Annotated in this window: 26 protein-coding genes and 6 pseudogenes; 17 read left to right on the forward strand and 15 right to left on the reverse strand. The window is 69.0% G+C overall.

Annotated elements, in window-relative coordinates; translation table 11 throughout:
• Nucleotides 1-181: 181 nt before the first annotated feature.
• Nucleotides 182-319, reverse strand: a pseudogene (locus ACGFNV_RS35560) (IS630 family transposase); the annotation flags it as partial.
• Nucleotides 320-447: 128 nt separating this feature from the next.
• On the opposite strand from ACGFNV_RS35560, the gene ACGFNV_RS35565 reads away from it, so the two are divergent.
• From ACGFNV_RS35565 to ACGFNV_RS35575, 3 genes are all read left to right on the forward strand, one after another.
• Entirely contained in the window at nucleotides 448-1668 is a 1221-nt protein-coding gene (locus ACGFNV_RS35565; RefSeq protein WP_393628311.1) for an alpha/beta hydrolase family protein, read from the forward strand.
• A 681-nt stretch (nucleotides 1669-2349) separates the two neighbouring features.
• Nucleotides 2350-2535: a hypothetical protein gene (locus ACGFNV_RS35570; RefSeq protein WP_393628313.1), complete on the forward strand. Its 186-nt coding sequence runs from the start codon at nucleotides 2350-2352 to the stop codon at nucleotides 2533-2535.
• Complete coding sequence (locus ACGFNV_RS35575; RefSeq protein ID WP_393628315.1) at nucleotides 2498-2860, forward strand: lamin tail domain-containing protein; 363 nt, start codon at nucleotides 2498-2500, stop codon at nucleotides 2858-2860. Before ACGFNV_RS35570 ends, ACGFNV_RS35575 begins: the two co-directional genes overlap by 38 nt.
• A gap of 204 nt (nucleotides 2861-3064) precedes the next feature.
• On the opposite strand, the gene ACGFNV_RS35580 is transcribed toward ACGFNV_RS35575, so the two are convergent.
• Nucleotides 3065-3202 (reverse strand): ATP-dependent DNA ligase, encoded by a 138-nt coding sequence (locus ACGFNV_RS35580; protein ID WP_393628317.1) that lies wholly within the window; start codon nucleotides 3200-3202, stop codon nucleotides 3065-3067.
• 253 nt (nucleotides 3203-3455) lie between these two features.
• Here ACGFNV_RS35580 and ACGFNV_RS35585 point away from each other — a divergent pair, with 253 nt between their 5' ends.
• The 3 genes from ACGFNV_RS35585 to ACGFNV_RS35595 are packed head-to-tail and all read left to right on the forward strand — an operon-like array spanning nucleotide 3456 to nucleotide 4463.
• Nucleotides 3456-3782, forward strand: coding sequence for a PadR family transcriptional regulator (locus ACGFNV_RS35585; RefSeq protein ID WP_393628319.1), 327 nt, complete (start codon nucleotides 3456-3458; stop codon nucleotides 3780-3782).
• Nucleotides 3779-4135, forward strand: a complete 357-nt coding sequence (locus ACGFNV_RS35590) for a DUF1048 domain-containing protein (RefSeq protein WP_392658283.1) — start codon at nucleotides 3779-3781, stop codon at nucleotides 4133-4135. The genes ACGFNV_RS35585 and ACGFNV_RS35590 overlap by 4 nt, the downstream gene beginning before the upstream one ends.
• Nucleotide 4136: 1 nt before the next feature.
• Complete coding sequence (locus ACGFNV_RS35595; RefSeq protein WP_219188471.1) at nucleotides 4137-4463, forward strand: DUF1048 domain-containing protein; 327 nt, start codon at nucleotides 4137-4139, stop codon at nucleotides 4461-4463.
• Nucleotides 4464-4764: 301 nt separating this feature from the next.
• Here the strand turns inward: ACGFNV_RS35595 and ACGFNV_RS35600 are convergent, their stop codons facing one another.
• From ACGFNV_RS35600 to ACGFNV_RS35620, 5 genes are all read right to left on the reverse strand, one after another.
• The gene (locus ACGFNV_RS35600) at nucleotides 4765-5184 is read right to left on the reverse strand and encodes a hypothetical protein (RefSeq protein WP_393628321.1); all 420 of its coding nucleotides are present in this window, start codon (nucleotides 5182-5184) and stop codon (nucleotides 4765-4767) included.
• Nucleotides 5181-7283, reverse strand: a complete 2103-nt coding sequence (locus ACGFNV_RS35605) for an integrase (RefSeq protein WP_393628322.1) — start codon at nucleotides 7281-7283, stop codon at nucleotides 5181-5183. The genes ACGFNV_RS35600 and ACGFNV_RS35605 overlap by 4 nt, the downstream gene beginning before the upstream one ends.
• A complete protein-coding gene (locus ACGFNV_RS35610) occupies nucleotides 7280-7849 on the reverse strand; it encodes a hypothetical protein (RefSeq protein WP_393628324.1) in 570 nt (189 codons plus the stop codon). Before ACGFNV_RS35610 ends, ACGFNV_RS35605 begins: the two co-directional genes overlap by 4 nt.
• A gap of 74 nt (nucleotides 7850-7923) precedes the next feature.
• Complete coding sequence (locus ACGFNV_RS35615; protein ID WP_393628325.1) at nucleotides 7924-8565, reverse strand: hypothetical protein; 642 nt, start codon at nucleotides 8563-8565, stop codon at nucleotides 7924-7926.
• A gap of 449 nt (nucleotides 8566-9014) precedes the next feature.
• Nucleotides 9015-10013 carry an integrase gene (locus ACGFNV_RS35620; RefSeq protein ID WP_393628327.1) on the reverse strand — a complete coding sequence of 333 codons (999 nt, stop codon included), beginning with the start codon at nucleotides 10011-10013 and terminating at the stop codon, nucleotides 9015-9017.
• Nucleotides 10014-10454: 441 nt separating this feature from the next.
• On the opposite strand from ACGFNV_RS35620, the pseudogene ACGFNV_RS35625 reads away from it, so the two are divergent.
• A pseudogene (locus ACGFNV_RS35625) lies at nucleotides 10455-10958 on the forward strand (integrase core domain-containing protein); the annotation flags it as partial.
• 896 nt (nucleotides 10959-11854) lie between these two features.
• Here ACGFNV_RS35625 and ACGFNV_RS35630 read toward each other — a convergent pair.
• The 3 genes and pseudogenes from ACGFNV_RS35630 to ACGFNV_RS35640 all read right to left on the reverse strand — a co-directional run.
• Nucleotides 11855-12835 (reverse strand): aldo/keto reductase, encoded by a 981-nt coding sequence (locus ACGFNV_RS35630; RefSeq protein WP_393628328.1) that lies wholly within the window; start codon nucleotides 12833-12835, stop codon nucleotides 11855-11857.
• A gap of 329 nt (nucleotides 12836-13164) precedes the next feature.
• Nucleotides 13165-13647, reverse strand: a complete 483-nt coding sequence (locus tag ACGFNV_RS35635; RefSeq protein ID WP_393628330.1) for a nitroreductase family deazaflavin-dependent oxidoreductase — start codon at nucleotides 13645-13647, stop codon at nucleotides 13165-13167.
• 71 nt (nucleotides 13648-13718) lie between these two features.
• Nucleotides 13719-14549: pseudogene (locus ACGFNV_RS35640) on the reverse strand (SDR family oxidoreductase); the annotation flags it as partial.
• A 245-nt stretch (nucleotides 14550-14794) separates the two neighbouring features.
• On the opposite strand from ACGFNV_RS35640, the gene ACGFNV_RS35645 reads away from it, so the two are divergent.
• Nucleotides 14795-15754: a helix-turn-helix domain-containing protein gene (locus ACGFNV_RS35645; RefSeq protein ID WP_393628332.1), complete on the forward strand. Its 960-nt coding sequence runs from the start codon at nucleotides 14795-14797 to the stop codon at nucleotides 15752-15754.
• Nucleotides 15755-16284: 530 nt separating this feature from the next.
• Here ACGFNV_RS35645 and ACGFNV_RS35650 read toward each other — a convergent pair.
• Entirely contained in the window at nucleotides 16285-16929 is a 645-nt protein-coding gene (locus ACGFNV_RS35650) for an NAD(P)-dependent oxidoreductase (protein ID WP_393628333.1), read from the reverse strand.
• Between the two features lie 24 nt (nucleotides 16930-16953).
• Complete coding sequence (locus tag ACGFNV_RS35655; RefSeq protein WP_393628335.1) at nucleotides 16954-17736, reverse strand: MBL fold metallo-hydrolase; 783 nt, start codon at nucleotides 17734-17736, stop codon at nucleotides 16954-16956.
• 140 nt (nucleotides 17737-17876) lie between these two features.
• Here ACGFNV_RS35655 and ACGFNV_RS35660 point away from each other — a divergent pair, with 140 nt between their 5' ends.
• The 5 genes and pseudogenes from ACGFNV_RS35660 to ACGFNV_RS35680 all read left to right on the forward strand — a co-directional run.
• A complete protein-coding gene (locus ACGFNV_RS35660; RefSeq protein WP_393628568.1) occupies nucleotides 17877-18788 on the forward strand; it encodes a helix-turn-helix domain-containing protein in 912 nt (303 codons plus the stop codon).
• Between the two features lie 26 nt (nucleotides 18789-18814).
• A pseudogene (locus ACGFNV_RS35665) lies at nucleotides 18815-19041 on the forward strand (dioxygenase); the annotation flags it as partial.
• Between the two features lie 166 nt (nucleotides 19042-19207).
• Nucleotides 19208-19386, forward strand: a pseudogene (locus ACGFNV_RS35670) (transposase); the annotation flags it as partial.
• A complete protein-coding gene (locus tag ACGFNV_RS35675) occupies nucleotides 19376-19564 on the forward strand; it encodes a winged helix-turn-helix transcriptional regulator (RefSeq protein WP_393628570.1) in 189 nt (62 codons plus the stop codon). The pseudogene ACGFNV_RS35670 and the gene ACGFNV_RS35675, both read left to right, overlap by 11 nt.
• Before the next feature lie 26 nt (nucleotides 19565-19590).
• A pseudogene (locus ACGFNV_RS35680) lies at nucleotides 19591-19698 on the forward strand (transcriptional regulator); the annotation flags it as partial.
• A 99-nt stretch (nucleotides 19699-19797) separates the two neighbouring features.
• On the opposite strand, the gene ACGFNV_RS35685 reads toward ACGFNV_RS35680, so the two are convergent.
• Nucleotides 19798-20853: an aldo/keto reductase gene (locus ACGFNV_RS35685; protein WP_393628337.1), complete on the reverse strand. Its 1056-nt coding sequence runs from the start codon at nucleotides 20851-20853 to the stop codon at nucleotides 19798-19800.
• A gap of 210 nt (nucleotides 20854-21063) precedes the next feature.
• On the opposite strand from ACGFNV_RS35685, the gene ACGFNV_RS35690 reads away from it, so the two are divergent.
• The 3 genes from ACGFNV_RS35690 to ACGFNV_RS35700 all read left to right on the forward strand — a co-directional run bounded on the left by ACGFNV_RS35690 (nucleotide 21064) and on the right by ACGFNV_RS35700 (nucleotide 24546).
• A complete protein-coding gene (locus tag ACGFNV_RS35690) occupies nucleotides 21064-21714 on the forward strand; it encodes a TetR/AcrR family transcriptional regulator (protein WP_393628339.1) in 651 nt (216 codons plus the stop codon).
• 399 nt (nucleotides 21715-22113) lie between these two features.
• Nucleotides 22114-22350 carry a hypothetical protein gene (locus ACGFNV_RS35695; protein WP_393628341.1) on the forward strand — a complete coding sequence of 79 codons (237 nt, stop codon included), beginning with the start codon at nucleotides 22114-22116 and terminating at the stop codon, nucleotides 22348-22350.
• Between the two features lie 129 nt (nucleotides 22351-22479).
• A complete protein-coding gene (locus tag ACGFNV_RS35700; protein ID WP_393628342.1) occupies nucleotides 22480-24546 on the forward strand; it encodes a SpoIIE family protein phosphatase in 2067 nt (688 codons plus the stop codon).
• Between the two features lie 42 nt (nucleotides 24547-24588).
• On the opposite strand, the gene ACGFNV_RS35705 is transcribed toward ACGFNV_RS35700, so the two are convergent.
• Together ACGFNV_RS35705 and ACGFNV_RS35710 are read right to left on the reverse strand one after the other, a co-directional pair.
• The gene (locus tag ACGFNV_RS35705; protein WP_393628344.1) at nucleotides 24589-25554 is read right to left on the reverse strand and encodes a glycoside hydrolase family 6 protein; all 966 of its coding nucleotides are present in this window, start codon (nucleotides 25552-25554) and stop codon (nucleotides 24589-24591) included.
• Nucleotides 25555-25825: 271 nt separating this feature from the next.
• Complete coding sequence (locus ACGFNV_RS35710) at nucleotides 25826-25963, reverse strand: hypothetical protein (protein WP_393628346.1); 138 nt, start codon at nucleotides 25961-25963, stop codon at nucleotides 25826-25828.
• On the opposite strand from ACGFNV_RS35710, the gene ACGFNV_RS35715 reads away from it, so the two are divergent.
• Complete coding sequence (locus tag ACGFNV_RS35715; RefSeq protein WP_393628572.1) at nucleotides 25914-26030, forward strand: hypothetical protein; 117 nt, start codon at nucleotides 25914-25916, stop codon at nucleotides 26028-26030. The two genes, ACGFNV_RS35710 and ACGFNV_RS35715, sit on opposite strands and share 50 nt — an antisense overlap.
• The last annotated feature ends 29 nt before the right edge of the window (nucleotides 26031-26059 follow it).

The raw sequence follows: 26059 nt of genomic DNA on the forward strand, positions 1-26059 counted from the left end.
GCGGTAGGCCATACCGGTCGAATCGAGCCGAAGCCGAGCTGCTGCGCCGGTCGATCGGCTCAGCGCCGACCGTCCGCGCGGCGAAGTACTGGGTGTAGGGCGGCAGATCGTAGGGGCGGACGCGGCCTATTTCAGTCAGCCGGGCAGTTGCGGGCGTATACAGACGAAGGGGCACAGGTGGGTAGAGGCCGTGGAAGTAGGTGATGCCGTGTGTGCGGCGGTAGGTGGCAGGCAGCCTGTCAGGACTGCCGTGCTTCTGCCAGCAAGAGCCGGCGGTGGGGCGGATTCCCAGCGGCCCGAACTCGTCGAAGGCGAACGTGGGCCGCATCAGCCCCAGGATGTAAACCCGTGAGCCGATGCCGTACGGGAGAGGCACGTGACAGCGTTCCGATGTGCCCACGGACCGGCCGTGGCGGCACGATTGACGACCTGTGACACGGAGGTCCCATGACCGTCTCGCCGTTCATCGACCAAATGAGCATGACACGCCGCCGCATGCTGGGAGCCGCGCTGGCCGCCGGGTCCGCCGTGCCGCTCGCCGCCATCGCAAGCCCCGCATGGGCGGACCCGGACAGACCCGCCCCCGCCCCGGAGCGGCTCGCGCTGCCCGTGCCCACCGGGCCACACCTAGTAGGCACGGTCCCACTGCACCTCGTCGACCGGTCACGCCCGGACGACATCGCGGGCCCCGGACACTTCCGGGAGCTGATGGCCAACGTCTGGTACCCCGCCCGGTACGTCGAGCACTACCCGGTGGCGCCCTGGATGCCGGCCGGCGCCCTTCAGTCGTTCCTCACCGACGTCGGGTTCAGCGACCTGGTCCCCCTGGCGCCGCTCACTGCCGGCCACGTGGGCGCTCCAGTGCGGCGGTCGGGCCGACGGCTGCCCGTCGTCGTGTTCTCGCACGGCGCGCACAGCCACCAGAGCGACCACACGGTCATGGTCCAAGAGCTCGCCAGCCACGGATACGTGGCTGTGACGGTGGCTCACCAGTACGACACGTACACCGAGTTCCCCGACGGCCGGGTCGCCGTCCCGCTCTACGACCAGAAAGCACCGACGATGCCCGGGGACTTCGCCGCCGACCTGCGCTTCGTCCTCGACTGCGTCGAGCAACTCGCCGCCGGGTGCAATCCGGACGTCGACCAGCGGGAGCTGCCGGCCGGGCTGCTCGGCTCCCTCGACCCACGGCGCATGGGTGCGTTCGGCTGGTCGAAGGGCGGGACAGCCACCGCCTGCGCCATGCTGGCGGACGACCGCATCCGGGCCGGTCTGAGCCTCGACGGTCCGATGCAGATGAACCCGCCGCTCGCCGGTGACCTGGACCGGCCGTTCATGATGATGTCCGCCGAGTACACCCGGGCCACGGATCCCGAGGCCGCCGTGTTCTGGTCGCATCTGCGGGGCTGGCGGCTGAACATCCAGGCTCAAGGCGCCGTCCACATCTCGTACGGTGACGATGAGGCGCTTTTTCCCCAGGTGGCCAAACTGTCCGGATGGAGCAGGCAGAAGCTCCAGGACGTGATCGGCAGCCTCGATCCCGACCAGGCGGTGAAGATCCAGCAGGCATACCCGCTCGCGTTCTTCGACGAACACCTACGCGACCGCCGCGGACACCTGCTCGACGGGCCGTCCCCGGCCTTCCCCGCCGTGACGTTCCTTCCCTGAGACCCCTGGGCCATGGAGCCGCGGCCCGTCACAGGCGCCTGAGGGAGCAGGACGACTGGGCCGAGTTCCACCCGACCCGCCTCGGGTTCAGCGCGCCGTGGGACGACTTGTACGACGCCTAGGAGGTCGGCAGTCGAGATCGTGTTGCAAACGGTCAAGATCCCTTTGCCAGAGTCTTCGAGGGCGCCGAGTGGTGGCTGAGACGGTTGCCGATTCGAAGCCGCTTGAACGAACCAGATCGACTCAGACAACAACCAGCATCCGACTAGCCGGAACCAGACCACCTGGCTCACCCGCTGCGGGCTGCGCCCCGGGCGGGCACAGCCCGGTCGCGCTGATGCGCTGTAAGGCGCGCGCCTACCGGCCCGACCCATCGTGCATCCATCCCACCTGGGCCCGGCTCTACAGCGTGGAGCTTGTTCGGCCGAAGCGGATGGCCGACGCTCGCGCAGGAAGAGGCGCTGGACCGTGCGATGGCCGTGAGGTCCACGTGCCCAAAGTGCCGCCGGAGGTACTGCTTCTGCCTGCCGCTGCCTGCCCAGGTGTCTGCGTCCTCCGAACAACTTCGGTTGACCTCCCGGAGTCCAGTGGTCAGTGACGGTTCTGCCCACCGCGAAGGAGCTTCGGATGACGTCGTGGGCGGAAGGAATCCCTCAGGGCGATGTCAGGGTGTGCGGGAAGATGGGGTACGTGCAGCTCCCCTACGTCTACTGCGTCACCAAGTACAACCCCGCCGACCGCGATGAGTACGGGCATTACACGGGCACCGAGGGAACCGGCAGCGATCACGGCGAGATCGAGGCGGCCTATCTGCAGGCAGTCCTGGCGTGTGCCGTTGACCGTCCAGTACGACTCCCCGGGCCGTGACGACCGCTCCAACCGCTCACTGAACAGGGAGTGGGTGGAACTCACCAACACCACCCGCCACGCGGTCAACCTCGACGGCTGGACCTTCGAGGACGAGGACGGCCACACCTACACCTTCGAGGACTACCGCCTGGCCGGCCGCGCCACGGTCCGCATCCACACCGGAGAAGGCCGTGACACCCGCACCGACCTCTACCAGGACCGCCGCAACTACGTGTGGGACAACCGCTCCGACACCGCCTCCCTGCGCAACGACCGCGGCCGTCTCATCGACGAGGACTCCTGGGGCCACGACCGTCACCACAACGGCGACAACCGTCACTGACCAAGCCCCCATTCGGGCAGCCGGACAGGCCGCCCGAAGCGAAGGGTGAGACGACGGTGCGTCCGGCCTGGTACTGGCCTGGCGCACCGTCGGCATGAGCGGGGGAGTCCCTGGCCTCCAGCAAGCGCCCCACGGTCGGCCCTGGTCGACGGGGACGGCGCCCGCCCCATGCTCGGAGCCACCCGGGCCGAGGCGCGCGGCGACCTACGGCGATGCGATGTGCGGGACATCGTCGGGGGAGAGGTCTGGCCGGGTGCGGTGCCAGCGCGCGGGGTGGCGCCATCGCCCGGCGCCGTCGCGGGCGACGTCGACGTCGACCTCCACGACCAGGTCGGGCTGCACGAGGGTGACGTCCAGGGCCTCGTTTGTTCCCCATCCGGCGGATTCTCTGTCAAGTTCAGCATGTTGACCTGCAAGAGCCCACCCGTCAGCTCAATCGATGACCGGGCTGCAGTGTTCGACAGAACCCGGTTGCTCGCCGAACGAGTCGGCCCGGGGTTGCGTCCACCGGAGACGTTACCGTTCCACTACTCGGTGATACCGTATAGCGGTACTCGGTACCACGTAGTACTGGAAGGGCTGAGGAGCACCCGCGATGGACGACCTGACGGAGATGTTGAAGGGCACGCTCGAAGGATGCGTGCTCGAAATCATTGGCGGCGAGGAAACCTACGGGTACGCCATCACTCGCCAGCTGAATGAGCTCGGCTTCGCCGACGTCATCGAGGGGACGGTGTACACGATCTTGCTGCGGCTGGAGAGGAACGGGCTCGTCCAAGTGACGAAACGACCATCCGGGGTCGGTCCGCCGCGCAAGTTCTACGCGCTCAACGACGCCGGGCGCGAGGAACTCGCAAAGTTCTGGGCGAAATGGCAGTACCTCTCATCACGCATCGACAGGCTCAAGGAGGGCGGGAGATGAACTTCTGGGAGAAGGTCACAGGCAGCGATCTCACCAGAGATTGGAAGGCGTTCGGAGCCCGGGTCGAGGCCCTGCCGGACGACTACCGGGAGGCGTGGGACCAGATCGTCGCCCACCTCTTCCCCTACGGGGACTTCACCGGCCGCAACCTGACACCGATCCTCGACTCCGCCCTTGGGCTGCTCGAAGTGTCGGCAGCGGACGGGCAGAGCATCCACGAGGTGCTCGGCGACGACATCCAGGGCTTCTGCACAGCGCTGGCCGGCGGGGCTGGGGCCCGGACGCATCGCGACCGGTGGCGCGAGCAGTTGAACAGGAACGTCGCACGGAAACTGAGCCGGCTGGGAGGCTGACGTGAGCATCCAGGACATCATCGAAGGCAAGAAACAGTGGCGGGCGCACGTGGCCCGGGTCAAGGCACTCCCACCGGACTACCAGATCGTCTACAAGGAGATGCAGAAGTACCTGTTCAAGGTCGGACCGGTCAGCCTGTCCGACGGACTCCTCCTCCCTGGAATCGTCGACTTCTTCGAGGAGGGCGTCGCCGAAGGAAAGGGAGTCTTGGAACTCATCGGCACCGACGTCGCCGCGTTCTGCGACGACCTGATCAAGGACTCTCCCACCTACGCGGATGCCTACCAGGAAGCCATTAGCGGGGAACCCGGCGCGGCCGGGAAGTGACAGCCGCCGGACCGGTTCGCGGCGGTTCCGCCACGGTGGAGTTCATGGCGTCGTCTGCGTCGGCAGCACGTGCACAGGTGTCCCGACATCAGCTTTGAGCAGAGGGCTCTCCTTCGCGTCGGCTGCTCCGAGCTCTTTGAGCTGGCGAACCTGCTGGCGTAGAGGCCGTTCGCTGGCCGGCGTCCCTCCCCGGCCCGGGTGCAACGATGGTTAGCGCGCCGTCGGAGGGATGTCGCGGGCCTATGGCGGGTGGGGATCGACACGGCGAAGGCTGGCACCTCCGCCGCGGGGCGGCGTGTGATCACCGTCCCGGAGGCTGGGGCTGGGCAGGCAGCAGTCGAACGATGAGGCCTGGCGTGGCCAACTGTTGGCGTAGTTGTCGGTTTTCCAGGGTGAGCTGATTGACGACCCGGACGAGGTTCTCGACGTCCGTTGCCAGTTGCGCGAGCTGCTCTTTGTCGGCTGCGCGAAGTTCTTTCAGCTTAGTGATCTTCTTGCGCAGCCGTCGTTCCGAGTCTGTGGGCTGACCTCGTTCCTTGACCTTGGCGTAGAAGTCGTTCTTGAGGTCGGGATGGCGCTGGGTGAGTGCGTTGCGTGGCACCTGGGCCTCTTGGGCCAGGGCGACGATCCTGAGCGCGCCGTTGGAGTGCTGGGGAGTGCCGGCGAGGATACGGTCCATGGCGGCGCGGATGCGTGCGCGCTCGTCGAGGGCTGGGGTCATGGAGTCGTCTCCGGGGTGGTGATGCGCTGGTCGTGGTGTCGTTTGGCGTGCGCGTGGAGCTTGGTGGCGTTGAGGCGAAGCCTCTCGGCCAGTGGGGTCGGGAGGTGACTGGCGCGCTGTTCGAGCTGGTGGGCGGCTTCGCGGAGCTGGCGGGCGTGGTTGTCGGTCCGGGCGATGTTGGCGCAGGCGGGCATGCAGTGATCGAGGCGGGGGGAGGGCTGGTGGCCCGTGTGGTGGCAGAGCGCGGTGTCGGCTTTGTGGACACACATCAGCAGGGTGTTGGGGTTGTCGTAGACGGTGAGGTGGTGGTTGGCCAGCAGGTCGCGAGCCTGTTTCGCGGTGACGATCTGGCCGGTGAAGGTGGCGTCGCGTGTGGCGGCGTGGACCGCCCGGCGGGCCGTGGGGCCCGAGATGCCGGCGCCGGTGGTCAGATCCTCATGGAGGGTGGTGAGGGTCTCTACGGTGGCGCGGGCTGTTTCGACGTCGAGAAGGTCGTCGATGCCGTCACGGCCGCGGGAGGCGTAGCCGCCGGAGATGGCGGTGCGCAGGTGGCCGTACTGGATGGCGAGGGCAACCAGGCCGCCAGGGCGACGGGCGATGTGCCAGGCGAGCGTGCGACGGAAGCGTGCCGTGCCGACGGCGCCATGCGGGGCGGCCGGGATGATCTCGCCCGGGCGGTCCAGAGCTGTGGCGGAGTGGGAGGCGAAGACGACGAAGTCCTCGATGCGGCCGCGCATGGTCTTCAAGCCCAACGAGCCTTGGCGGCCGCGGCCGCCAATCGTGGCGTTGGGGGTTGTGGAGTCGAACAGCAAGGCGCCGTCCGGGACGATGCGTTCCAGTACGCGGATGGCGCGGGTGACCGGGGCGATGGCCACCCAGGGGGCTTCCCGCGGGGTGCCATGGGAGAGGTGGTTGCCGTGCTCGTCGAGTGCGGTCTTGTAGACGTTGCCGTAGATCAGGTGAGGTCCGGTGTCTGGCTCGGGGCAGCAGCCGCTGCGCAGGCCGAGGACTTCTCCGGGGCGCATTCCGGTCAGGTAGGCGATGACGACGAAGCAGGCGGTGGCCAGGTGGCGCAGCAGCGTTGTGGCTTCACCGAAGTCGATGGCCTGGCGCCAGGGGCGGTTGTCGATGCGGCCGGTGATCGTGATGTCGAGAGGGCACGGGCCGGGGTGACGGCGGATGTAGGCTGCCCATCCTTCACGGCCAAGCAGGCGACCGACCTGCTGTCGGGAGGCACCGGTGAGGGCGGCGATGTAGGTAGTGGCCGCGCGGTGCTCTCCGTTCCAGATGCTGGGCAACGGCTGTTGCTCGGTGACGATCCGGTCGAGGAAGGCGCGGAGCATGACCAGTCCCGCTGGGGCGGCTGCGTTGGTTTCGGCGATGGCGGACATTCGATGGCGCTCTGCCGCAGCCGCGAGGATGTCTTCCGCGAAGTCTTCCACCATGCGCAAGGACCAGATCAGCAAGGGGCCCATGACGGCGGGGGTGATCGGGGCGGTGATGTTCTCGCCGCCTGGGGTTGCTGACGGCAGATAGTCGTCGATGCCTTCGCGGAGCCAAGGGGGCTCGCCGATACCGGCCGGGGCCGGGCTGGTCTGGTCGAAGGCCCACAACCGGGATGTGGCGCTGAGGTGCAGGTGAACGGTGCTGCGGCTTCGGTTGCGCTGGTGAAGGTGCCGACTGTAGGAGATCAGCACGTCAGCCGTGCAGTCGGCGAGGGTGGCGATGCCCCGCGATGCGAGCCATTCCGAAAGCTGCCGCCAGTGTCCGAGAGTGGTGCTGATGACGCTGGCGCTGACTCGTGGCCGCCAGGAGACCGAGCGGTCGATCAGGAATCTCTGTGGAAGCGATCCGTTGATCATCAGCCAGGCCAGGAGGCGTAGCTCGGTGCGCAGTTGTCCGGAGGGGAAGGTGTTCCAGTCCACGCTGTGCCGAGTGGTGCTGGGGTTGTCGATCAACGCGGTCAGTGGCCAGACAGACTCCGCGTAGGCGGCGACAGGGGCCGTGTTGTCGCCGTGAATCAGGTCGACGGCGATCGTTGGGGTGTCAGGTTCGGGTAGCTGGATGGGCGCCTGGCGTGCGGGAACGGTGAGGGTCACGGGTTGAGGTCTCCGTCGAGCAGGAGAATGATCATTTCTCGGTCCCCGGGTGTCGCGGCGGCGAGGGCCCGTTGCCACTGCGCCGTGCCGAGTCGGTCTTTGAGGTTGTCCAGGCGAGCATGGGCATCTCCCCAGGTCGTCTCCCACTCGGTCATGTCCAGTAGGTCGCGCAGGGTCGCCAGCGCCTGGTGGAGGAGGGCCAGCCGGGGGTGGTGGCCGGGGTGGATACGGGCGTTGGGGCACGCAGTGCACATGAGGAAGGACGCCTGGCAGTTGATCCCGTGCCCGTTGAAGGGGCTGTGGGTGTAGTCGTGGCAATCGGCCGTGGCGGTCGGTTGGTCACCTGGCTCGGGGTGCTCGCTGAGCTGGGCTTGAAGCACAGTGCGCCGGGCGCGATCGAGTGCGTCCTGTGCACCGTCGGCGATCACCGGCACGGCCGCCTGGTGCACCTGCGGCTCGGGGATCACGTAGGTGCGATCGTGCGTGTCCTGGCTGTTCTGCCCCGACTCGCGTCGGTGCAGCACGTTGACGGTCTTGCGCGTGCGCCGCAGCAGCGAGCCCTTCAAGCCGGCCTCCTGCGCCCAGGTGTCACTGCGCCCTTTGCCAAGCAGATACTGAACGGTCCCACGCGTTGCAGGTCTCAGCGTGGATGACTGGGCAGAGCGTTGCGCCAGATCAGCAGTCGGTCGATGTCCGGGGCGTGTTCGCGTACATAGGCGCGGGCGAAAGAGGTGGCTTCCAGCGCCTGGGTGATCAGCCGTCCCGGGGAGCGGGCGTCGGTGTCGACCCAATTGCGGGTCTCCACATGCCGCCCTGCGCCGCGGCGGGGCTTGTGCAACTCCACTCGATAGACCGGCGAGCCGTCCTCGCCCGGATCGGGAGTCGCCTTCGGCACAGGCATCTCGGCGATTGCCGTGGCATTCAGGCCGTGTTCGATCACCAGCAGCATTCCCAGCGCGGATGCCTCCTTGGTGGTGAGAAACAGGCGGTGCCAGGTGTACGGAGCAGACTCACCGCCCAGAGCTTCCTTGTAGCGCCAGGTCACCCGCTGGCGCCCAGTGGCCGCCCGATACCCCGGGGCATAGCCGGTGCGGGCCAGCACATCCAGTGCCTCGCCGACCTTCGCTTCGCGGCTGCCCCGGGCGAAGGCTCCGGCTCGCCAGGCATCGAGATGAGCTGCGTTCTCACTGATGCGCAGGTGCGCGGCACGGAACAGCTGCCGCGCGGTTTTCTTCAGCACCTCGAACTCTGCTGGTCTGAGCGCTGTTTCCTGTACCTTCAACCGCGGGAGCCGCTGAGGCATAACATCCCGGACCGCGGCTGGGACGCAAGGGTGATGTCGCAGCAGGTGGACCATGCAGCGTAGCTGCTGCTGGCCTGCCGGTGTGTGGGGGCGGCTCAGCCGCCAGGCCCTCCATAGTCCCGGGGTGAGCGCGTCCAGGTCCTGCACCGGCTGGTCCTGGAGGGCGACGAACTGGGCAAAGGCCCGGATGGCACGGAAGTTGGTAGCCGCGACGGCATGAGAGTCCCACCCCTGCCCAGATCGGCACCGCTCTGCGAAAACGGCCGCCATCGACCGCTGGAGGCCCACCTCGACGGGCAAAGACGCGAAGTCGAACCGGCGGACCGTGCCGCGAGCGCTGTGATGCTCCACGACCAGGCCGCCTTGGAGAAGGATCTCGGGCCGGTGGTGCGGCCCGCTCGGGCGGGCGGCTGCCCGGCCTCGCCGGCTCACGCCACTCCCTCAAGGCGGTCGTCGACATCCTGGATGCCTTCGGCCTCCCGCGCCAGCCGCGCGAACGTTTCGTCCATCGGCCGCCGGCCCATGTTCAGTTCCGGCACATCTTCGAGCAGGGAGCGCAGCCGCAGGTCGGCCACCGGAGCAAGGTAGATGTCCCGGGTGGTCTCGCGCTGTGCGTGTCCGAGCAGGTCCTGGACCATCTGCCACGGATCACCGTAAAGCAGGCGGAAGTCCCTTCGCTCCTCCGCGGTCAGGCCCATACGCGCATCCATGACGTGGTTGAGGACCACGAGCATGAACAGGGCGAAGCTGTGCCGGCACATGTGCGGAGTGCAAAAAGGCGGCTCCGCCATCAGCGCACCCAACTCCTGACGGCACCGGTCAGTGGCCGCGCGGAAGACGTTCTCCCACGAGGCTGGTCGCAGTGGCAGCCCTTGCTCGTTCAGCCACAACCACAGCGGCTCCGGCCCCTCCGGCCCTTCGGTGTACAGGGTCATCCGCTCGGCCACGGTCGCCTCGCTCAGCGCCGTATGCCCGGCGGCGCCGTCACGGTCACGCCAGTGCAGCAGCCGCCGACGCTGACCGGTCATATGGGTCACTAGCCGCAGATCGGCCAGTTCCTCGTACCGGCCTTTCGCCTGGGCACGCCGGATGGCTGCTGCCCGCGAGGACTCCTCGTAGCTTTCGATGCCACCGACCACCGGTGCGGCTACGTAGAAAGTGCGCGGTCGCTTGGATTTCGTCACCGCCCGGGCCAAGCGGCCCGTGTAGTACCGGCCGCCGTCCAGCGCGATCCGTGGTACTTCCATGGTCAACAGCGACGCTCCCTCCACCAGGCGCATGCCTGAGGAGAACAGCAACTCGGCGTACGCGACATTGCGCGCCTCCAAGCGGCCGGCCCAGGTCGCAGCGGGCCAGCCCTGAGCCGTGTGGCCGCGCATTCCGACGTCCAGCCACCTGCGAAACGCCCGCGGGGTCAGCCAGTGCACATTGCTGGTCCGTGCACTCTTCTCCCGTCCGGCCGGGACCGAGGTCGTCCCTCCGTACCGCCCTGCAATCGTCCGCAACTCCACCGGGCTTGACGGGACGTACCCTCTCCGGTTCGCCCAGTCATAGAGCCGCGTCAACGCCGCGAGCTCGCGGTTCCGATCCCGCGGCCCTCGTCAGCCCCCTGAACGCGGCCCGCCCCCATCTGACAACCACCCACCCCGACCTCGCCGCCCGACTCGATGCCCTCACCAACTCCGTCGCAGCCACAACTACGGCCCCGTCCGCCGCCCCCAACTGAGGCGACAGGAAGCACCAAGCCCGGTCATCCGCGGGCGCCCCGGGGGCCGCCATCATGGGGGCGTGCGAAGGGGCGGCCGACGCGGTCCTGTTGTGCATCGTGTATATCGCGCTGTACGAGGCCGACGGCCAGGGACAAGGTGGTGGACCGCTGCTCCCGGCTCGCCTACACCGAGCCGCTCGCTGACGAGAAGGGCGCCACGGCAGCCGCTTTTCTGGCCCGGGCGAAGGTCTGGTTCGCCGCCCACGGCATCAACCACCTCCAGCGCGTCGTCACCGACAACGGCGCCTGCTACCGCTCGCGCGACTTCGCCCGCATCATCGGCAACCGAACCCGGCACCAGAAGACCAAGCCCTACACGCCCCGCCACAACGGGAAGGGGGAACGCTACCAACGGATCATGGCCGAAGAGATCCTCTACGCCCGCGAGTTCACCAGCGAAGAAGACCGCGCCGCCGCCCTCAGCAACTGGAACATCCACTACAACTATCACCGCCCGCACAGCGGAACGGGCGGCCTGCCGCCCGCAGCACGCCTCAAGAACGGCGTCACCAACGTTCGGCCCTCCTACAGCTGGTGCTGTGACCGGAAAGGTTTGCCGGAAGCTCGCGGCGTCCGGTGCGGTGCCTCGCAAGGCGGAGCATGACCCGCGTACTGGATGTACTCGGGTGATGCGACAACGCGGCGAGGGGCCGTGCCGGGCGTCGCGAGCCGGTGAACCTTTCCGGTTACAGCACTAGGCACCACTGCGCGCAACCTACCGCCTTGTCCCAGCAGCGGGTACTTCGGCGCAAAACGAGGTCAGCCAGTCGAGCCCGAGATCGGCCAGGTGCCGGCGCCGCTCGGTCGTGAGGTGTTCCCGTGATGCGGATCTCCTGGATCGGTTCCTCCGATTCCAGGCCGAAGAGAGCCGTGATCTTCCCCGGGGCTGACCGACACACCTGGCTGGGCTTGGGCTTGGGCTCGGCACCGGACACCGGCCGTCCGCTGGACCGGCCCGCTCAGCACCATCGACAGCGAGAATCGCTGGGCCGACGCCCGACGCCCTCCTCAACGACGACACGCTTCCGACCCCGGACCGCGTCGCCGGACTGCTGCTGATCCTCTACGCACAGGAGATCGCCACCATCAGCCAACTCACCGTCGATGACATCACCATCGACGGCGACACTGTCGCGATCACGGTCGGCGCCCCGCCGGTCGTCCTCCCCACACCGCTGGCCAGCCTGGTCCGCAAACCCGTCGCGACCCGCCGCGGCACCGCCAAGATCGGCACACCCGATAACAGCCCCTGGCTGCTACCGGGAGGCCATCCAGGACGCCCTCTCACCAACAGCCAGATCAGTATGCGTCGCCACAAGATCGGCGTCCGGCCAAACACGACCGCTCCACCGCGCTGTTCACACCCGCGACGGAACTCCCGCAACGCCGTGAGACAGCCGCCTTCCTCACCCGCCACACTCCGGAGCCCACACCGCGAACGCGCCCTTCCCGACACCGACACCGGGGTGCGACGGTTCAGCAAGTCGCCAGGGCGTCAGATCACCGGTCGATGGTGGCCATGTTGGCCTCGTCGTGGCGTTCACCCGCGGCCGGTGTGAGGTTGTTCAAGCGGTCGAGCTGGGCAGCGCTCAGTTCGATGCCGTCAGCGGCGGTGTTCTCTTCGACGCGCGCGACCCGCCGGGTTCCGGGGATGGGGGCGATGTCGTCGCCGCGGGTCAGCAGCCATGCCAGCGCGGTCTGTGCCGGGGTGGCGCCGATCTCGGCGCCGATGGCCTGTACTTCGTCGACGATGCGCAGGTTGCGCTGGAAGTTCTCGCCGGTGAAGCGCGGGTTGGTCTTGCGCCAGTCGTCGTCGGCGAAGTCGTCGACGGTGCGGATCTGCCCGGTCAGCAGGCCGTGCCCGAGCGGGGAATAGGGCACGAACCCGATACCGAGCTCGCGCAGCAGCGGGAGGATCTCGGCCTCGACGTCGCGGGTCCACAGGGAGTATTCGGTCTGCAGCGCGGCCACCGGATGCACGGCGTGTGCCCGGCGGATCGTCTCAGGGCCGGCCTCCGAGAGTCCGATGTGGCGCACCTTGCCCTCGGCGACCAGTTCGGCCAGCGCGCCGATGGTCTCCTCGATGGGCGTGTTCGGGTCGACGCGGTGCTGGTAGTAGAGGTCGATGTGGTCGGTGCCGAGCCGCAGGAGCGAGCCTTCGACCGCGGTCTTCACGTTGTGGGCGCTGCTGTCGATGGCGCCGGGGCCGTCGCCGGCGTGGGAGACGAGACCGAACTTCGTCGCCACGACGACGTCGTCGCGGCGGCCCTTGATGGCCTTGCCGACGATTTCCTCGCTGTGGAACGGGCCGTATATCTCGGCGGTGTCGATGTGGGTGACCCCGAGGTCCAGCGCACGGTGGATGGTGCGGATCGACTCGGCGTCATCGAGGCCCCCGCCCGTGGTGTAGGTGCCGGCCATGGTCATGGCTCCCAGGCCGATGCGGGAGACATCGAGCCCGCCCAGTGATACGTGCTGCATCCGGTACTCCTTGTCGTGACGGCCGTCAGGCCGGTCGGTGGTCATGATCAGGGGGGTGCGCCACCAACTGGTGGGCCGTTGCTCGGGTGGGCCGCGCGCCGTCGGCGCGGGCGCCGTTGCCCGGTGGCGGCTCAGCGCCGTGGGTGCACCGGCGCCTGCCGGCCTCGGCCGGGGCATGGTGCCCAGGCGTAGGTGGCGTCGTGGGTCAGGCTTCGGCACTGGCCGACCATCGGGAACTTCGAGCCGGCGCTGTCCGGTGAGGTCCGACGCCGGCTGTTGCCAGGGCCAGGCGGTGGGGGCGATCCGCGGGCTGAACCGGGTGCGCCGGGTCAGTGCTCGTGGGCCGCCGGCTCCAGCACGAGGACCGGGATCTCACGGTCGGTGTTCTCCTGGTACGCGGCGTAGTCGGGGAACGCCTCGACGGCTCGGGCCCACCACAGGGCCTTCTCGTCCCCGGTCACCTCGCGTGCCAGCATGTCCTGGCGCACCGGGCCGTCCTGAAGTTCGACCCGGGGGTCGGCCACCGCGTTGTGGTACCAGACCGGGTGCTTGGGGGCTCCTGCCATGGAGGCGATGACGGCGTAGGAGCCGTCGTGCTCCACCCGCATGACCGGGGTCTTGCGGATCTTGCCGCTCTTCGCGCCCAGGGTGGTCAGGATGACGACGGGCAGGTCCCGGAGCCTCTCGTTCTCTTCCCGTGCGACCAGGACACTCAGCGTCGTTCCCTGCGTACCGCCGGAGCTCTCGTACAGCTCCACCTGGTCCCGTACAAACTGCGCCTTGCTCGGCTCGTACTCGCCTTTGAGGGGCATGTTGACTTTCTCCGTGCTGTCGAAACGCACCCGGCGCGGTCCTGCGCACCGGCCGGGGTGCGGGGCGTGGTGTCGTAGGCCAGGCTGTCGCCCAGCTCGCGGGATGCCTCGGCCTGGGCAAGGAGTTCCTTCGCCTTGGCCTCGGCAGCCTCGATGGCGTCCGCACCGGCGACGAATCGCAGCAGGGGCTTGTCCTGCTGGGCGATGGTGAGCAGGGCGCGGGCGAGCTTGGCGGGGTCGCCGGGCTGCTGGCCGTTCATGCTCTTCATGCCCTCGATCCGGGGTGCGGTGCGCGGGGCGTAGTCGTCGATGGACAGCTCGGGCCAGGTGGTGGAGCCGTCCACGAGGAGTTCGGTGCGGAAGTAGCCGGGCTCCACGATCGTGGTGTGGATGTTGTACGGCTCGACGTCGTAGCGCAGGGACTCCATCCAGCCCTCTTCCGCGAACTTCGAGGCGGCGTAGGCGGAGGTGAACTCCATGCCGACCAGGCCGGCGGTCGAGGTGATGGTGATGACGTGGCCTGCACGCTGCTTGCGCAGGACGGGCAGGACGGCGCGGGTGACGTTCATCGGGCCGAAGAGGTTCGTCTCGAACTGCCGGCGCATCTGCGCGGGCGAGATCTCCTCGAAGTAGCCGGTGAAGAGGTTCCCGGCGTTGTTGATGAGGACGTCGATGCGGCCGAAGCGGTCGACGGCTGCCTGCGCGGCGGCCTCGGCGTCTTCGAGGCTGGTGACGTCGAGCCTGGTGACCAGCAGATCGTCCTGCGGCCCGCCGAGGGTCTTCTCGACCTCTTCGGGGCGGCGGCCGGTGGCGACGACCCGGTGGCCGGCGGCGAGGGCCTCGCGGGCGATGTCCGTGCCCAGACCGCGTCCGGCACCGGTGACGAGAATGACCTTGCTCATGGGGGGTTCCTTTCAGGCGCCGTGATCCGGCACCCGCTGTGTGCGGGGGTGATGCCTGCGGCGCCGACAGCGCCGCAGAGGGAGCTGGGACCGGCGGCACGAGCGCCGTCTGTCTGGACGGTTCACACCGCCGCGGGCGGTGCACCACCAACAAAACCCGCTGTCACGCGGGGGTGGGAGTCCCTGATGAGGGGGTCACTGACAGGGACCCCCAACCCGGCGGACGCGCTCGTAGAGTGAAACGCATGGCAGGCAGAAACGACCCCAGCGGCACACACCGCGACATCCGCGATGGTTTCCGCGCGGAGATCCGGGAATTCCTCGGCACGCGACGGGCCAAGGTCACCCCTGAGCAGGCCGGACTGCCCCTGTACGGCGGAGAGCGCCGACGGGTCACCGGGCTGCGCCGCGAGGAGGTCGCCCTGCTCGCGGGCATCTCCAGCGAGTACTACACCCGGCTGGAGCGCGGCAACGCCACCGGCGTCTCCGAGAGCGTCATCGAAGGCATCGCCCAAGCACTTCAGCTCGACGAGGCCGAACGCATCCACCTGCTCGACCTCCTGCGCGGTGCCGGCACGACCCGCCCGCCACGCCGCCGCCCGGCCCAGCAGCGCGTGCGGCCCGCGGTGCAGCGCGTCCTCGACTCGATGGCCGGCACACCCGCGTTCATCCTCAGCGGACGCGGGGACATCCTGGCCGCCAACCACCTCGGGCGCGCCCTGTTCTCACCGGTCTACGCCGATCCGGTACGGCCACCGAACAACGCCCGGTTCGTCTTTCTCAGTCCGCACGCGACCGAGTTCTTCCGCCACTGGGATGAAGTCGCCAACGACGCGGTCGCCATGCTGCGCGCCGAGGCCGGCCGCGATCTCTACGATCGACGGCTGACGGACCTGATCGGGGAGCTGTCGACCCGCAGCGAGGAATTCCGTCGCCGCTGGGCGGCCCACAACGTCCGGATGCACACCACGGGCGTGAAGCTCCTCCACCACCCGGTGGTCGGCGACCTCGACCTGCCCTTCGAAACCTTCCCGCTCCCCGACGGCCCCAGCCAGTTCCTCCTCACCTACACCGCCGAGCCCCACTCACCCTCGCAGGACGCCCTGAACCTGCTGGCCAGCTGGGCCGCGACCAACGACGACATCGATCAGTCCCCGCCGGCCAACGACTCCCAGCCCGCCGACTCGGGCGAGACCCCCGACTGACCGACCAGACACGCGAGTCGATCCGCGGCAACTTCTGCGGAGTAGTGGCAGCATCCGCCACCGATACATCGAGGCCAGGAACGGCACAGCCGTCTACGCGAGACCGCTGGGGTGACGTTGCACTCCAGCTCGCGTCACGGGCCGCGCGAGGGCGGGGTCCACGGGCCACTCCACCCCCCATCGGACTGCGCCTTCGGGACACCGGCCGCCTGCCGGCGTACTCGCGCGCTGCCAGCAGGCGGCCCGGGCGGCAGAGCTGTTGCGGTACGGCCGCCCCGCCGTATGGCGCGAGCCCGGCCGCGCTGCCCGACCGGGCCTTGGCGACGCTGCGCGGCTCAAGGAACAGTCGGGGCGTCTCCGTATGTGCCCATTTGCGACACTCGCGCTTGGGAGTGGGCAGTGCGCAGGACAGGGCGGCGACGCCCGCACATGGCGGCGATGGCCTCGCACCTCCGTGCGGTAAGGGGGTGCGCTGCGTGAGGATGCGGCCAGGGACTTCGGCCTGCGGATGCGGGCGCCTGCTGTGCGGGTCAGTAGCCGACGGTGAAGCGCCGGTTGAGGTGCCGGGGGTTCTCGATCTCGTCGAGGAGCGCGACCGCGTAGTCCTCGTAGGAGATGCGGGACTGGCCGTCGTCGCCGACGACTGGGCGGTCGAGGCTGGTGCGGTAGCGGCCGGTGCGCTCGCCGGGCGCGAAGTTCACCGGGGGCGGGGAGAGGTAGGTCCAGGTGACGTCGTCGCCGAGCGCCTGGTAGGCGTCGAGTGCCTGGATCTGGCCGATCGCGTAGGGCTTGTACTCCTCCGGGAATCCGGGTGCGTCGAAGAAGCGCCCGCCGTCCTCGTCGAGGAGGCTGGCGCCGCCGCCCATGTGGAGAATGCGCGGGCCTTTGGGGCCGAGGGCGTGGACGGCCGCGGCGACCGTTGCCACAGCGTTGGTGTAGAGGCGCGCGTCGGGGCCCCCGACGGTCAGCACCAGCGCGTCGGCCTCTTCGGCCAGGGGTGCGACCGTCTCGGTGTCGGTGACGTCGCCCGCTGTCGTACGCACCCCCTCGGGGAGTTCACCGAGGCGCGCGATGTCGCGGGCGACGGCGGTGACCTCGTGGCCGCGTGCGGCGGCCTCGGCGACGACGCGGGAGCCAGCCTTCCCGGCGGCTCCGAAGACGACGATCCTACTCATTTCTCCGTCTCCTTGCGGTCGGGTTCAGGCGTTCTGCGGGCCGAAGAGGTACTGGTTGCCGATGTCGATGAGGAAGGGGCCGCGGTAGGAGGGGTAGCGCTCCAGGATCGCCTTCTTGTACGCCTCGCCGTCGTCGCCGAGCAGTTCACGTGCGTCGGCGAGGTAGCGGCGCAGGTCGGCGTACACCTCGGGCCCTGCGGGCAGGCCGTGTCCGGCCAGGATCGTTTCGTACGACGTGTCGGCGGCCAGGGTCTCGACGGCCTGCTGCCAGCCCTTGATGTCGTTGTTGCCCAGGAACAGATGGGTGTCGTGGTAGACGAGGTCCTGCGCGATCAGCACCCTCTGCTCGGGCAGCTTGATCACCAGCTCGTCCGCGGCTTCCCCGCCCGAGACGGCCTCGAAGGCGAAGGGCACACCGTCGATTACCTCCGTGCCCGGGGTGATCTCGACGGTCGGGGTGACGTCGGTGACCGGGATGATCGTGCCGGTCGGGTCCTGGCCGTCGCCCTGCGCGGCGATCTGGTCGCGGACGGCGGGCAGCGCGTGCACGGGCGCCCCGAAGCGGGCGGCGCCGTGGAAATGGTCGGGGTGGGCGTGCGTGATGACCAGCCGGTCGATCGGCTTGCCCAGACCCTGGGCGTACGCGACCACCTCTTCCGCGTACCCAAGGGCGTATTGGGCGTCGACCGCGATGACCCGGGTGGGGGTCTCGATCAACTGGGTGGTGACATTCAGACTCTCGTCGGGGGCCATGTAGCTGTGGACGCGGACTGCGCCCTTGTCGACGACTGTGACCGTGCCGTGCATGGTGACCACTTCCTCCTCGGGCGGACGGCTTCAGTCAGCCGTCCCGTGCCGTTCCACTTTCACTCCGGGGGAGCGGGGCGGCGAGATACGCTGAAGACTCGCCCTGGTCGAAAGCGGACATGAGTAAGGTGATCGTGCTGATGTCGGAAGTCGCGGACAGGGCTCGCTCAGGTGACGGCCCGATCCCCGGGTTCGGTTTCAATCCGCCGGCCGCGCCGGTATCCGGCCTGGAGGTCACTGACCTGGCCGCCTTGCATGGCCGCATGAGGGACGGCACCCTGCAGCATGTCCACCGTGTCGCCTTCCACACCGTCACCCTGATCACCGAGGGCAGCGGCGAGCATACGGTCGACTTCGTCACCTACCCGTGCCGGCCCGGCACGCTGCTGTGGATCCGCCCCGGCCAGGTTCAGCGCTTCGGCAGCCCCGGCGCGTTGAATGGGACGCATCTGTTGTTCACCCCCGCCTTCCCGGCCCACCTCGTGAGTACCGCCAGTCTCCTCGACGAGTGGTACGGGCCCGTCTGTTGGCAGCTCGGCACCGGCCGCGACTATCCCGCCGTGTCCACCCTGCTGAGCCAGTTGCGCGCCGAGTTCACCCGGCAGCCCGGCACTGTCTCTCCTGAGATCCTCCAACTGCTGCTCGCCACCCTGCTGCTGCACATCGACCGGCTGCCACGGCACGGCGCACACGCCGACCCGCACGCCGGCGGCGAGATCTACGCCGGCTTCCGCGCCGAACTGGAGCGCTCCTACGCCGGCACCCGCCGCGCCGAGGACTACGCCCACCGGCTGGGCTACTCCGTCAAGACCCTCACCCGTGCCTGCCTGGCCGCCACCGGACAGCCCGTCAAACAGGTCATCGACGCCCGCGTCGCCCTCCAGGCCCAGCGGCTGCTCGCCCACACCGACGAGCCGGTCGCCGTCATCGCCCGCCGCCTGGGCTTCTCCGAAGCCACCAACTTCGGCAAGTTCTTCACCCGCCACACCGGCACCACACCCGGCGACTTCCGGCGCGCCCACCAGCCTCCGACAGCGCGACAGAGACCGTAACCGGTCCAGCCGTGTCCACCGAGCGGATGACCGCCCTCCATGTCAGCCACGGGCCCCGACTCTGGCCGACGACGCCCTCTGGACCAGTCAGCTGGCCGCCTGGTCCGCCGACCTGCCCCGCCCCACGGCGATCCTGATGGTCTCCGCCCACTCGGAGGAGGCCCCGAGGGCCCTCGGCGCCACCACCACTGTCCCGCTGATGTACGACGTCTGGGGCTTCGACCAGCACTACTACGAGGTGACGTACGCCTCGTCGACGACACTCCGGACGAGGTCGACGCACGCGCCCTGGCCGCCTCCTACCTGGTGAATCCCGGTCACTTGAGCAGGCGTCGGATGAACACGTCGCCGGCAGCGCCGGCCGTCCCGACCGCGGCGGGCGGTACCGCCCATGCCGCCACACCGTTTTCCTCGCAGCGCAGCAGCTGCTGAGTTCCGCCCGCTGGGACGCCGATGCCGTCCGTGACGACGTCCGCGCCTATGCCGTCGAACGCCTCGGCACCGACGGTGGGGTGCTGATCGTGACGAGACCGGCTTTGTGAAGACGGGCCACGCCTCGGCGGGCGTGCAACGCCAGTACACCGGCACTGCCGGGCGCGGTTCGACATCCAGCCCAACCGCTCGCCGCCGGACGGCCCCGAGGCCATGAAAGGCCTTCGGCTCCGCATGGAAGCAGCAGCACCCGTGAGTTGCACCGCGCTGTTCCTGGTATCAGCGGGCGCATACTCTCCGACCGGCTGACCCACCTGGCGGCAGAAGGCCTCGTCCTACGCTAGGTGAGGGAAGGGCCGCCGCGCGCGTTCGATACCGCCTGACGGAGGCGGGAGTGGCGATCCGCCCGGCGCTGGAGGAGCTCCGTGACTGGGCACTGGCCCACCTCGGCGATCCCGCCGAGGGCGATACCCCCTGACCCTGCGACCTGCCGCAGCCAGGCAGACACAGCCCCGGACCATACGTATGGTCCGGGGCTGTGTCTGCCGATGGAGCAGTCTGTGACAGGGGCCGCGGCTCAGGCCACGGGCACGGCGGGCTGGGTGACGCGGGAGGCGTCACCGCCCTGGAGGCCGTCGCGGGCGCCGGCGGTCGCCTCGTGGGGCACTCCGAGGGGGACCGCGCTGACGTCGGACAGGCGCGCGAACTGCTCGGGGGTGAGCTGGACGTCCAGAGCGCCCAGGTAGTCGTCGAGCTGGGTGAGGTTGCGCGGGCCGATGATCGGCACGAACGAGGTGGACGCCTGGGCGGCACGCTCACGGAGCCACGCGACCGACACCTGGGTGGGCGTCGCGCCGCTCTCCTCGGCGATGGCCAGGACAGTGTCGACGACGGCGGTCTTCTGGGCGGTGCTCTCGGTGTGAATGACCGCCTTGAGGTCGGTCAGGCGCCCATCGGTGCTGTGGCGGTACTTGCCGGTGAGCAGTCCGCCGCCGAGCGGGGACCACAGGGCGGCGCCGAGTCCCAGACTCTCGGCCATCGGCAGCAGCTCGCGGTCGGGGGTCCTCTCGACGAGGCTGTACTCGATCTGGATGCCCGCCACCGGTGCCCAGTTCTTCAGGTCCGCGAGGGTGGCGGCGCGGGAGACGCGCCATGCGGGGAAGTTGGACAGGGCGGCGTGGAGGATCTTGCCGGAGCTGACGAGGTCGTCGAGCCCGCGCAGGATCTCCTCGATGGGGGTGAGGTCGTCGGGGAAGTGGACCCAGTACAGGTCGATGTAGTCGGTGCCGAGGCGCTTGAGGCTCGCCTCCAGCGAAGCGACCATGTTCTTGCGGCTGTTGCCGGTCCTGGAGATGCCGGGCTGCGGGCCGGCTCCGTTGGTGAACTTGGTGGCCAGGACGAAGTGGTCCCGGTCGGCCGCCATGAACTTGCCCACCAGCTCTTCCGACTCGCCGAACTGGTAGGCGTCCGCGGTGTCGAGAAACGTCCCGCCGGCCTCGGCGAACCTGTCGAACATCCGGCGCGCCTCATCGGGCTCCGCACCGGCGCCCCAGCCGGTGCCGAAGTTCCCCGTGCCGAGCGCGTACTCGGAAACGCGCAGTCCGGTCCGTCGTCCGAAGGTCGTGTAGCGCATCAGGTCTCCTTGGTGCTGATTTCGCATCGGTGGGCGGGGCGGGGCGTGAAGGGGGCGCGGAGCGCGCCTGAAACAGGTGCGGTGCCGACGAACGACCCATCCGCGAGCTGCGCGATGCAGGACGTGGCTAAGTAAGAAGGTCGGTTTACTTAAGGATCCACCGTAGCCGCCTCGGGCGGGCTATGTAAAACGCTCGGTATACTTAAGGGTGTGACCGAATCTCATCCCGTACGTCGCCGTCGCGGGCGTGGCGCCCGCGAGCGGATCCTCAAAGCGGCGACCCAGCTGTTCACAGCGCAGGGGATCAACGCGACCGGGATGGACCAGCTGTCGACCGTCGCCGAAGTGTCGAAACGCACCCTCTACGCGCACTTCCCCAGCAAGGACGAGCTCGTCGGGGCATACCTGCAGTCCCTCGTGGGCGATCTCCTGCCCATCCCCCCATCACCCACCCGACCGACACCGAGCCCGCGTGAGCAGCTCCTCGCCGTCTTCGACCGGAAGCTCCCGGACACCACCGCCCCGTTCCGGGGATGCCCGTTCCTGAACGTCAGCGTCGAAGTGCCAGACCCCGGGCATCCCGTCCATCAGCTGGCCGCGGCGTACAAGAGGGAGTTCGCCCACCGTCTCACGGACCTCGCGCGCCAGGCCGGGGCCGCAGACCCGGAAACCCTCGGTGAGCAACTGGCCCTGCTCTTCGACGGCGCGGCCGCGCGCGGCACCGCACTCAACAGCAGCCACACCCGCGCGTACGCGCGATCCATCGCAGAATCGTTGATCGATGCGGCCCTCGCCGACGCCGGCCCGGCATCGCTGGGACGAGGTGGGCAACCTCCCGCGCGAAGCCGTCACCATCCGTGACGAACGGCAAGGCAGCCGACCCCCCCCGAAGCCGCTGACCGTGGCCTCGAGACGCCGGCAGCGTCAGTGACAAAGCGGTAGGTCAGCGACGTCATTGTTCAGCTGAGTCGCGGAGCCAGGAATCGTTGCAGCCCAAGGGCGCGGCGGGCCGGGACAGACCCGCTGGGCATCGTTGACAGAGGGTGCCGGGTGGGGAGTTGCGAGTTCGGAGCAGGCAATGTCCGCGAGGTCGCGAGGGTGGGGTTCAAAGGATCCTTGGTCAGCTCCGCCATGGCCGCGCGGGCCGCGGTGTCGTGTCCGTCCGGTGCCGTCAGCAGCAGTGTGCCGGCGGCTTCCAGAGCTGCGGCGTACTCCTCCGATACCCGCAGGGTTGCTCGCCACGGCCGGGGGAGGCAGTACATGGCGTGCGGACTCCTCGACCAGTGCTGCTGCGCTGCCGGCGCTGTCCGCCCAGCGCTGCAGCCGTACTTCGCGTTGATGCAGGGGGCCAGTTGCCTCTCCCTGGTGGCGTCCTGCCGGTTCGCTCCGCTCGACAAGCAGCTCCTGCGCACGTGTATGCAGTTGAGCCTGTCGTCCGGCCAGTTCCTGCTGGCGCCTCTGTACGTGCCGCGCTCGCGTTTCTCTCCGGACAACTGAGCCGACTCGTGCGGCACAGGTGGCCAGGGTGTGCGGTGTTCGGCCGGTAGAGGTATGACTGACGTGAGCCCAGCGGTGGGGAGGGGGCCAGGGCGCACCCTCGTGCTGCCGCAGAAATGGAGCCCCGGTATGCGTGAGCAAGAGGCCCGGACCGGGAGCGGCGGGCAGGACCCCGTCACTGCCGCGCCGGGTGGGCTGCTGGACGTGCTGCGAGTGGCGGCCCTCGTCCTGGGGAGCGATGGCCGGATCGTGCTGTGGAGTCCCGAAGCCGAGTCTTTGCTCGGTTTCTCCGCCGTGGAAGCGCTGGGTCAGGACGCGGGCGCACTGCTGGTGGCCCCGGAGAACCGGTCACGGGCACACGAACTGTTCGACCGCGTGCGCACGGGCACGCGCTGGGCGGGGGTCTTTCCGGTGCGGCACAAGGACGGCTCCACGCGCCGGGTGGAGTTCCGCACCATGCAGCTGCGCGATGCCCGCGGTGACGTCCATGCCCTCGGTCTGGGTACCGACGCCGAGACCGTACAGAACGTGGAGCGGGACCTGGCCCTGTCCCACATCCTGGTCAGCCAGTCGCCGGTGGGCATCGCGGTCTTCGACACGGACCTGCGGTGGGTGCGTGTCAATCCGTCACTGGAACGCATCAATGGTGTCCCAGAGGAAGCGGTGCTGGGCCGTCGCGTCGGCGAGGTGCTGCCGGCTCTCGAGGTGGAGGCGATCGAGTCGCGGATGCGGCAGGTCCTCCGGACCGGTGAGCCACTGCTGGATCAGCAGACGGTCGGCCGGACGGCCGCCGACAGCGAAGATCACGCGTACTCGGAGTCATACCACCGGATCGAGGATGCCAATGGGCGTGTGCTGGGCCTGGCGATGGCAATCCTCGACATTTCCGAGCGGCAGCGGGCAGCGGCCGAGATCGCGAAAGCACGCGAGCGCCTGGCTGTGATAGCTGACGCCGGCGGCCGTATCGGCACCACGCTCGACCTGCGCCGGACGGCACATGAACTCGTGGATGTGGCCGTTCCCGAGCTCGCCGACCTCGCGGCCGTCGATGTACTCGACTCGGTGTTCAACCCTGGCGGCATGGCAGCACCACGGGCGGACGGTCCCCCCGACTTCCGGGCGCTCGCCCTCAAAGCACGTCATCCAACCGACGCGATCGAGGCCGCGGACCCGGTCGGGGAGCCTGCCCTGTTCAGCTCGTCTCGGATCGTCACCCAGTGCGTACGCGAGGCACGGCCGATCCTGGTGGAACACGTGGACGACACGGCGGTACGGCGTATCGCCAGGGACGATTCAGCAACCGAGACGCTGCGGCGCGCCGGTGTCCACTCCTATCTGGCCGCTCCCCTGATGGCCCGCGGCGAGGTACTGGGCACGCTCAGCCTGTGCCGCACGGTCAGCCCCCGGCCGTTCGACGACCAGGACCTCACCCTCGCCACCGAGCTGGCCGCGCGCGCCGCCATCTGCATCGACAACGCGCGACTGTACGGACGCGAACGCGACACCGCTCTCACCCTCCAGCGCAGCCTGCTGTCCCAGGAGCCGCCACCGCATCACGGCGGCATCGAGGTCGCCTCCCGCTATCTGCCCGCCGTCAGCGAGGTGGGTGGGGACTGGTTCGACGTGCTCCCGCTCAAGGACGACAAAGTCGGACTCGTCGTCGGCGACGTGATGGGCAAGGGCGTCCACGCCGCGGCGATCATGGGCCAGCTCCGCACCGCCACTCGCGCCCTCGCCCGGCTCGACCTGACCCCGGCCGAGCTGCTGCACCACCTCGACGGCCTCACCGCGTCCCTCGGCGACGACGACATGCTGGCCACCTGCGTCTACGTCGTCTGTGACCCCCGGCACGACCGATGCGAACTCTCCCGCGCGGGCCACCTGCCGCCGGCCCTGGTCGACCCGGACGGGAAAGCCGCACTCCTCGACACCGCCGGCGGAGTGCCTCTTGGAGTGGGCGGCGTGCCGTTCACCGGCGAGGAGCGGGAACTCGCCGAAGGGGCAGTGCTCGCGTTGTTCACGGACGGCCTGGTGGAAAGCCGTGCAATGCCCGTCGAAACAGGACTGCAGCGTCTGCTCCGCCTGCTGGACGGCAGCCGCCTTCCCCTGGAGGAGACGTGTGACATGCTCCTCGGCGCCCTGGGCCGTGAGCTTGACGACGATGTGGCGCTGCTGCTCGCCCGGCACGGGAGCTGACGCCCGTTCCGTCACCTACCCCGGACTGGCTGCCGTCATGGATCAGTAGCCGTAGATCATCCTGTAGGCGGCCTCGGGGAGGAACTGCCCGGCCGAGGAGCCCGCTCCGGCGCCGCAGTTGCCGTCGGACTCGCCCGGGACTTTGATCCACAAGAGCATCTCGGCGCCTCCGCCCAGCCGGGTCGGGGTGCCGATACGGCGGCCGGAGGGGTTGCACCACTGGCCGTTGGAGCCGTTGCCGTTGCGGCTGGTGTCCACGACGAACGGCTTGGTGTAGCCGTACCGGGCGTTGAGTTCACTGTTGACGGCGTTGCCGTACCCGGTGTTCTCGGCCGTGGTCAGGTAGTTGGAGACGTTGAGCGAGAAGCCGTGGGCCTGTCGGAGGCCGGCTTCGTGGAGGCGCCGGGCCATGGTCGCCGCGCTCGCCCAGGCCGGGTTGCCGGCGTCGAGATAGACCCAGGTGTTGGGAGCCTGGCGGTTGAACTCGGCGAGGGCGCCGGTGAGCATGCCCTCGCGTTCGTCGATCTGGGCCTGGGTCATGCAGCCGTAGTCCCCGAGGGAGTCCGGTTCGAGGACGACGACAGCCGGGCGGTTGGCGATCCCGCCCGCGAACTGAGCGATCCAGTTCGTGTAGGCGGACGGCGAGGAGGCTCCGCCCGCGGAGTGCCCGCCGCAGTAGTCGCGGTTGTAGATGTTGTAGGCGACCAGGATGGGCAGCTTGTCCCGGGCGTCCGCGGCGCCCACGTACGCGCCGGTGGCGGTGCCGATGGTGCCGCTCCAGGAGCCGAACCAGCGGGCCGTCGGGGTGTTGGCGATGGAGGCGTTGATCGCGGGCGCCCGGCCGTCGCCGGGGTTGGCGGCGACCCACCTCTTCGCGCTGGAGTCGGGGTCCACGTAGAACCCGTTGGTCATGGTGGTCGGGTCGGCCGCGTGGGCGGACGGAGCCACGGCGAGCGCCAGCGGCAGAGCGAAGAACGCTGCCACCAGGGCGCGGAGTCTGCGGCGCATGACTGTACCTCGATTTCCTGGCAGGGATACGCCGCACGCTCGTCCTGAGCATGCGACGCGCTGAGGAAGTGCGGTGGTACGACGTCCCCTTGTGCCGGCGGCTCTGCAGCGGGGACCACGCCACACAAAGGGTGGGCGGTGTGGAGTGGGAGCGCTCCCACTGGAAGCGCTCCCAAAGGCACTGAGAACCTTCGGGGATGTGATCGGTATCGTGCGGTGGGCCGGTAAAGCTGTCAAGAGTCGACGGGCTCGGAGTTCATGGCACTCGAGTTCAAGGCAGAAGATGCGCCACGCCAGGCAGTCGATGCTCGACGAGGTGGCCGCGTGCGTGGAACACCGGCCTGACCTCGGAGATCACCATCGTCGACACCGGCACCACCGCGATCGGCGGCTGGTCTTTGGTCTTCACCTGCCCCGCGGCCAGACGGTCACCTTCGGCCGGAACGCCGGCTACTCGCCCGCCTCCGGCCAGGTGACGGCCGGGAACGTCTCCCGCAACGCCACC

Origin of the sequence: Streptomyces sp. NPDC048751, assembly GCF_043198595.1 — a bacterium.
Classification (GTDB): Bacteria; Actinomycetota; Actinomycetes; order Streptomycetales; family Streptomycetaceae; genus Streptomyces.

Coding starts and splice junctions, on each gene's coding strand:
- ACGFNV_RS35565 (WP_393628311.1), top strand. CDS start 448: ATGACCGTCTCGCCGTTCATCGACCAAATGAGCATGACACGCCGCCGC.
- ACGFNV_RS35570 (WP_393628313.1), top strand. CDS start 2,350: ATGGGGTACGTGCAGCTCCCCTACGTCTACTGCGTCACCAAGTACAAC.
- ACGFNV_RS35585 (WP_393628319.1), top strand. CDS start 3,456: ATGGACGACCTGACGGAGATGTTGAAGGGCACGCTCGAAGGATGCGTG.
- ACGFNV_RS35590 (WP_392658283.1), top strand. CDS start 3,779: ATGAACTTCTGGGAGAAGGTCACAGGCAGCGATCTCACCAGAGATTGG.
- ACGFNV_RS35600 (WP_393628321.1), bottom strand. CDS start 5,184: ATGACCCCAGCCCTCGACGAGCGCGCACGCATCCGCGCCGCCATGGAC.
- ACGFNV_RS35630 (WP_393628328.1), bottom strand. CDS start 12,835: ATGCAGCACGTATCACTGGGCGGGCTCGATGTCTCCCGCATCGGCCTG.
- ACGFNV_RS35635 (WP_393628330.1), bottom strand. CDS start 13,647: ATGCCCCTCAAAGGCGAGTACGAGCCGAGCAAGGCGCAGTTTGTACGG.
- ACGFNV_RS35645 (WP_393628332.1), top strand. CDS start 14,795: ATGGCAGGCAGAAACGACCCCAGCGGCACACACCGCGACATCCGCGAT.
- ACGFNV_RS35650 (WP_393628333.1), bottom strand. CDS start 16,929: ATGAGTAGGATCGTCGTCTTCGGAGCCGCCGGGAAGGCTGGCTCCCGC.
- ACGFNV_RS35655 (WP_393628335.1), bottom strand. CDS start 17,736: ATGCACGGCACGGTCACAGTCGTCGACAAGGGCGCAGTCCGCGTCCAC.
- ACGFNV_RS35660 (WP_393628568.1), top strand. CDS start 17,877: ATGTCGGAAGTCGCGGACAGGGCTCGCTCAGGTGACGGCCCGATCCCC.
- ACGFNV_RS35685 (WP_393628337.1), bottom strand. CDS start 20,853: ATGCGCTACACGACCTTCGGACGACGGACCGGACTGCGCGTTTCCGAG.
- ACGFNV_RS35695 (WP_393628341.1), top strand. CDS start 22,114: ATGGCGTGCGGACTCCTCGACCAGTGCTGCTGCGCTGCCGGCGCTGTC.
- ACGFNV_RS35700 (WP_393628342.1), top strand. CDS start 22,480: ATGCGTGAGCAAGAGGCCCGGACCGGGAGCGGCGGGCAGGACCCCGTC.
- ACGFNV_RS35705 (WP_393628344.1), bottom strand. CDS start 25,554: ATGCGCCGCAGACTCCGCGCCCTGGTGGCAGCGTTCTTCGCTCTGCCG.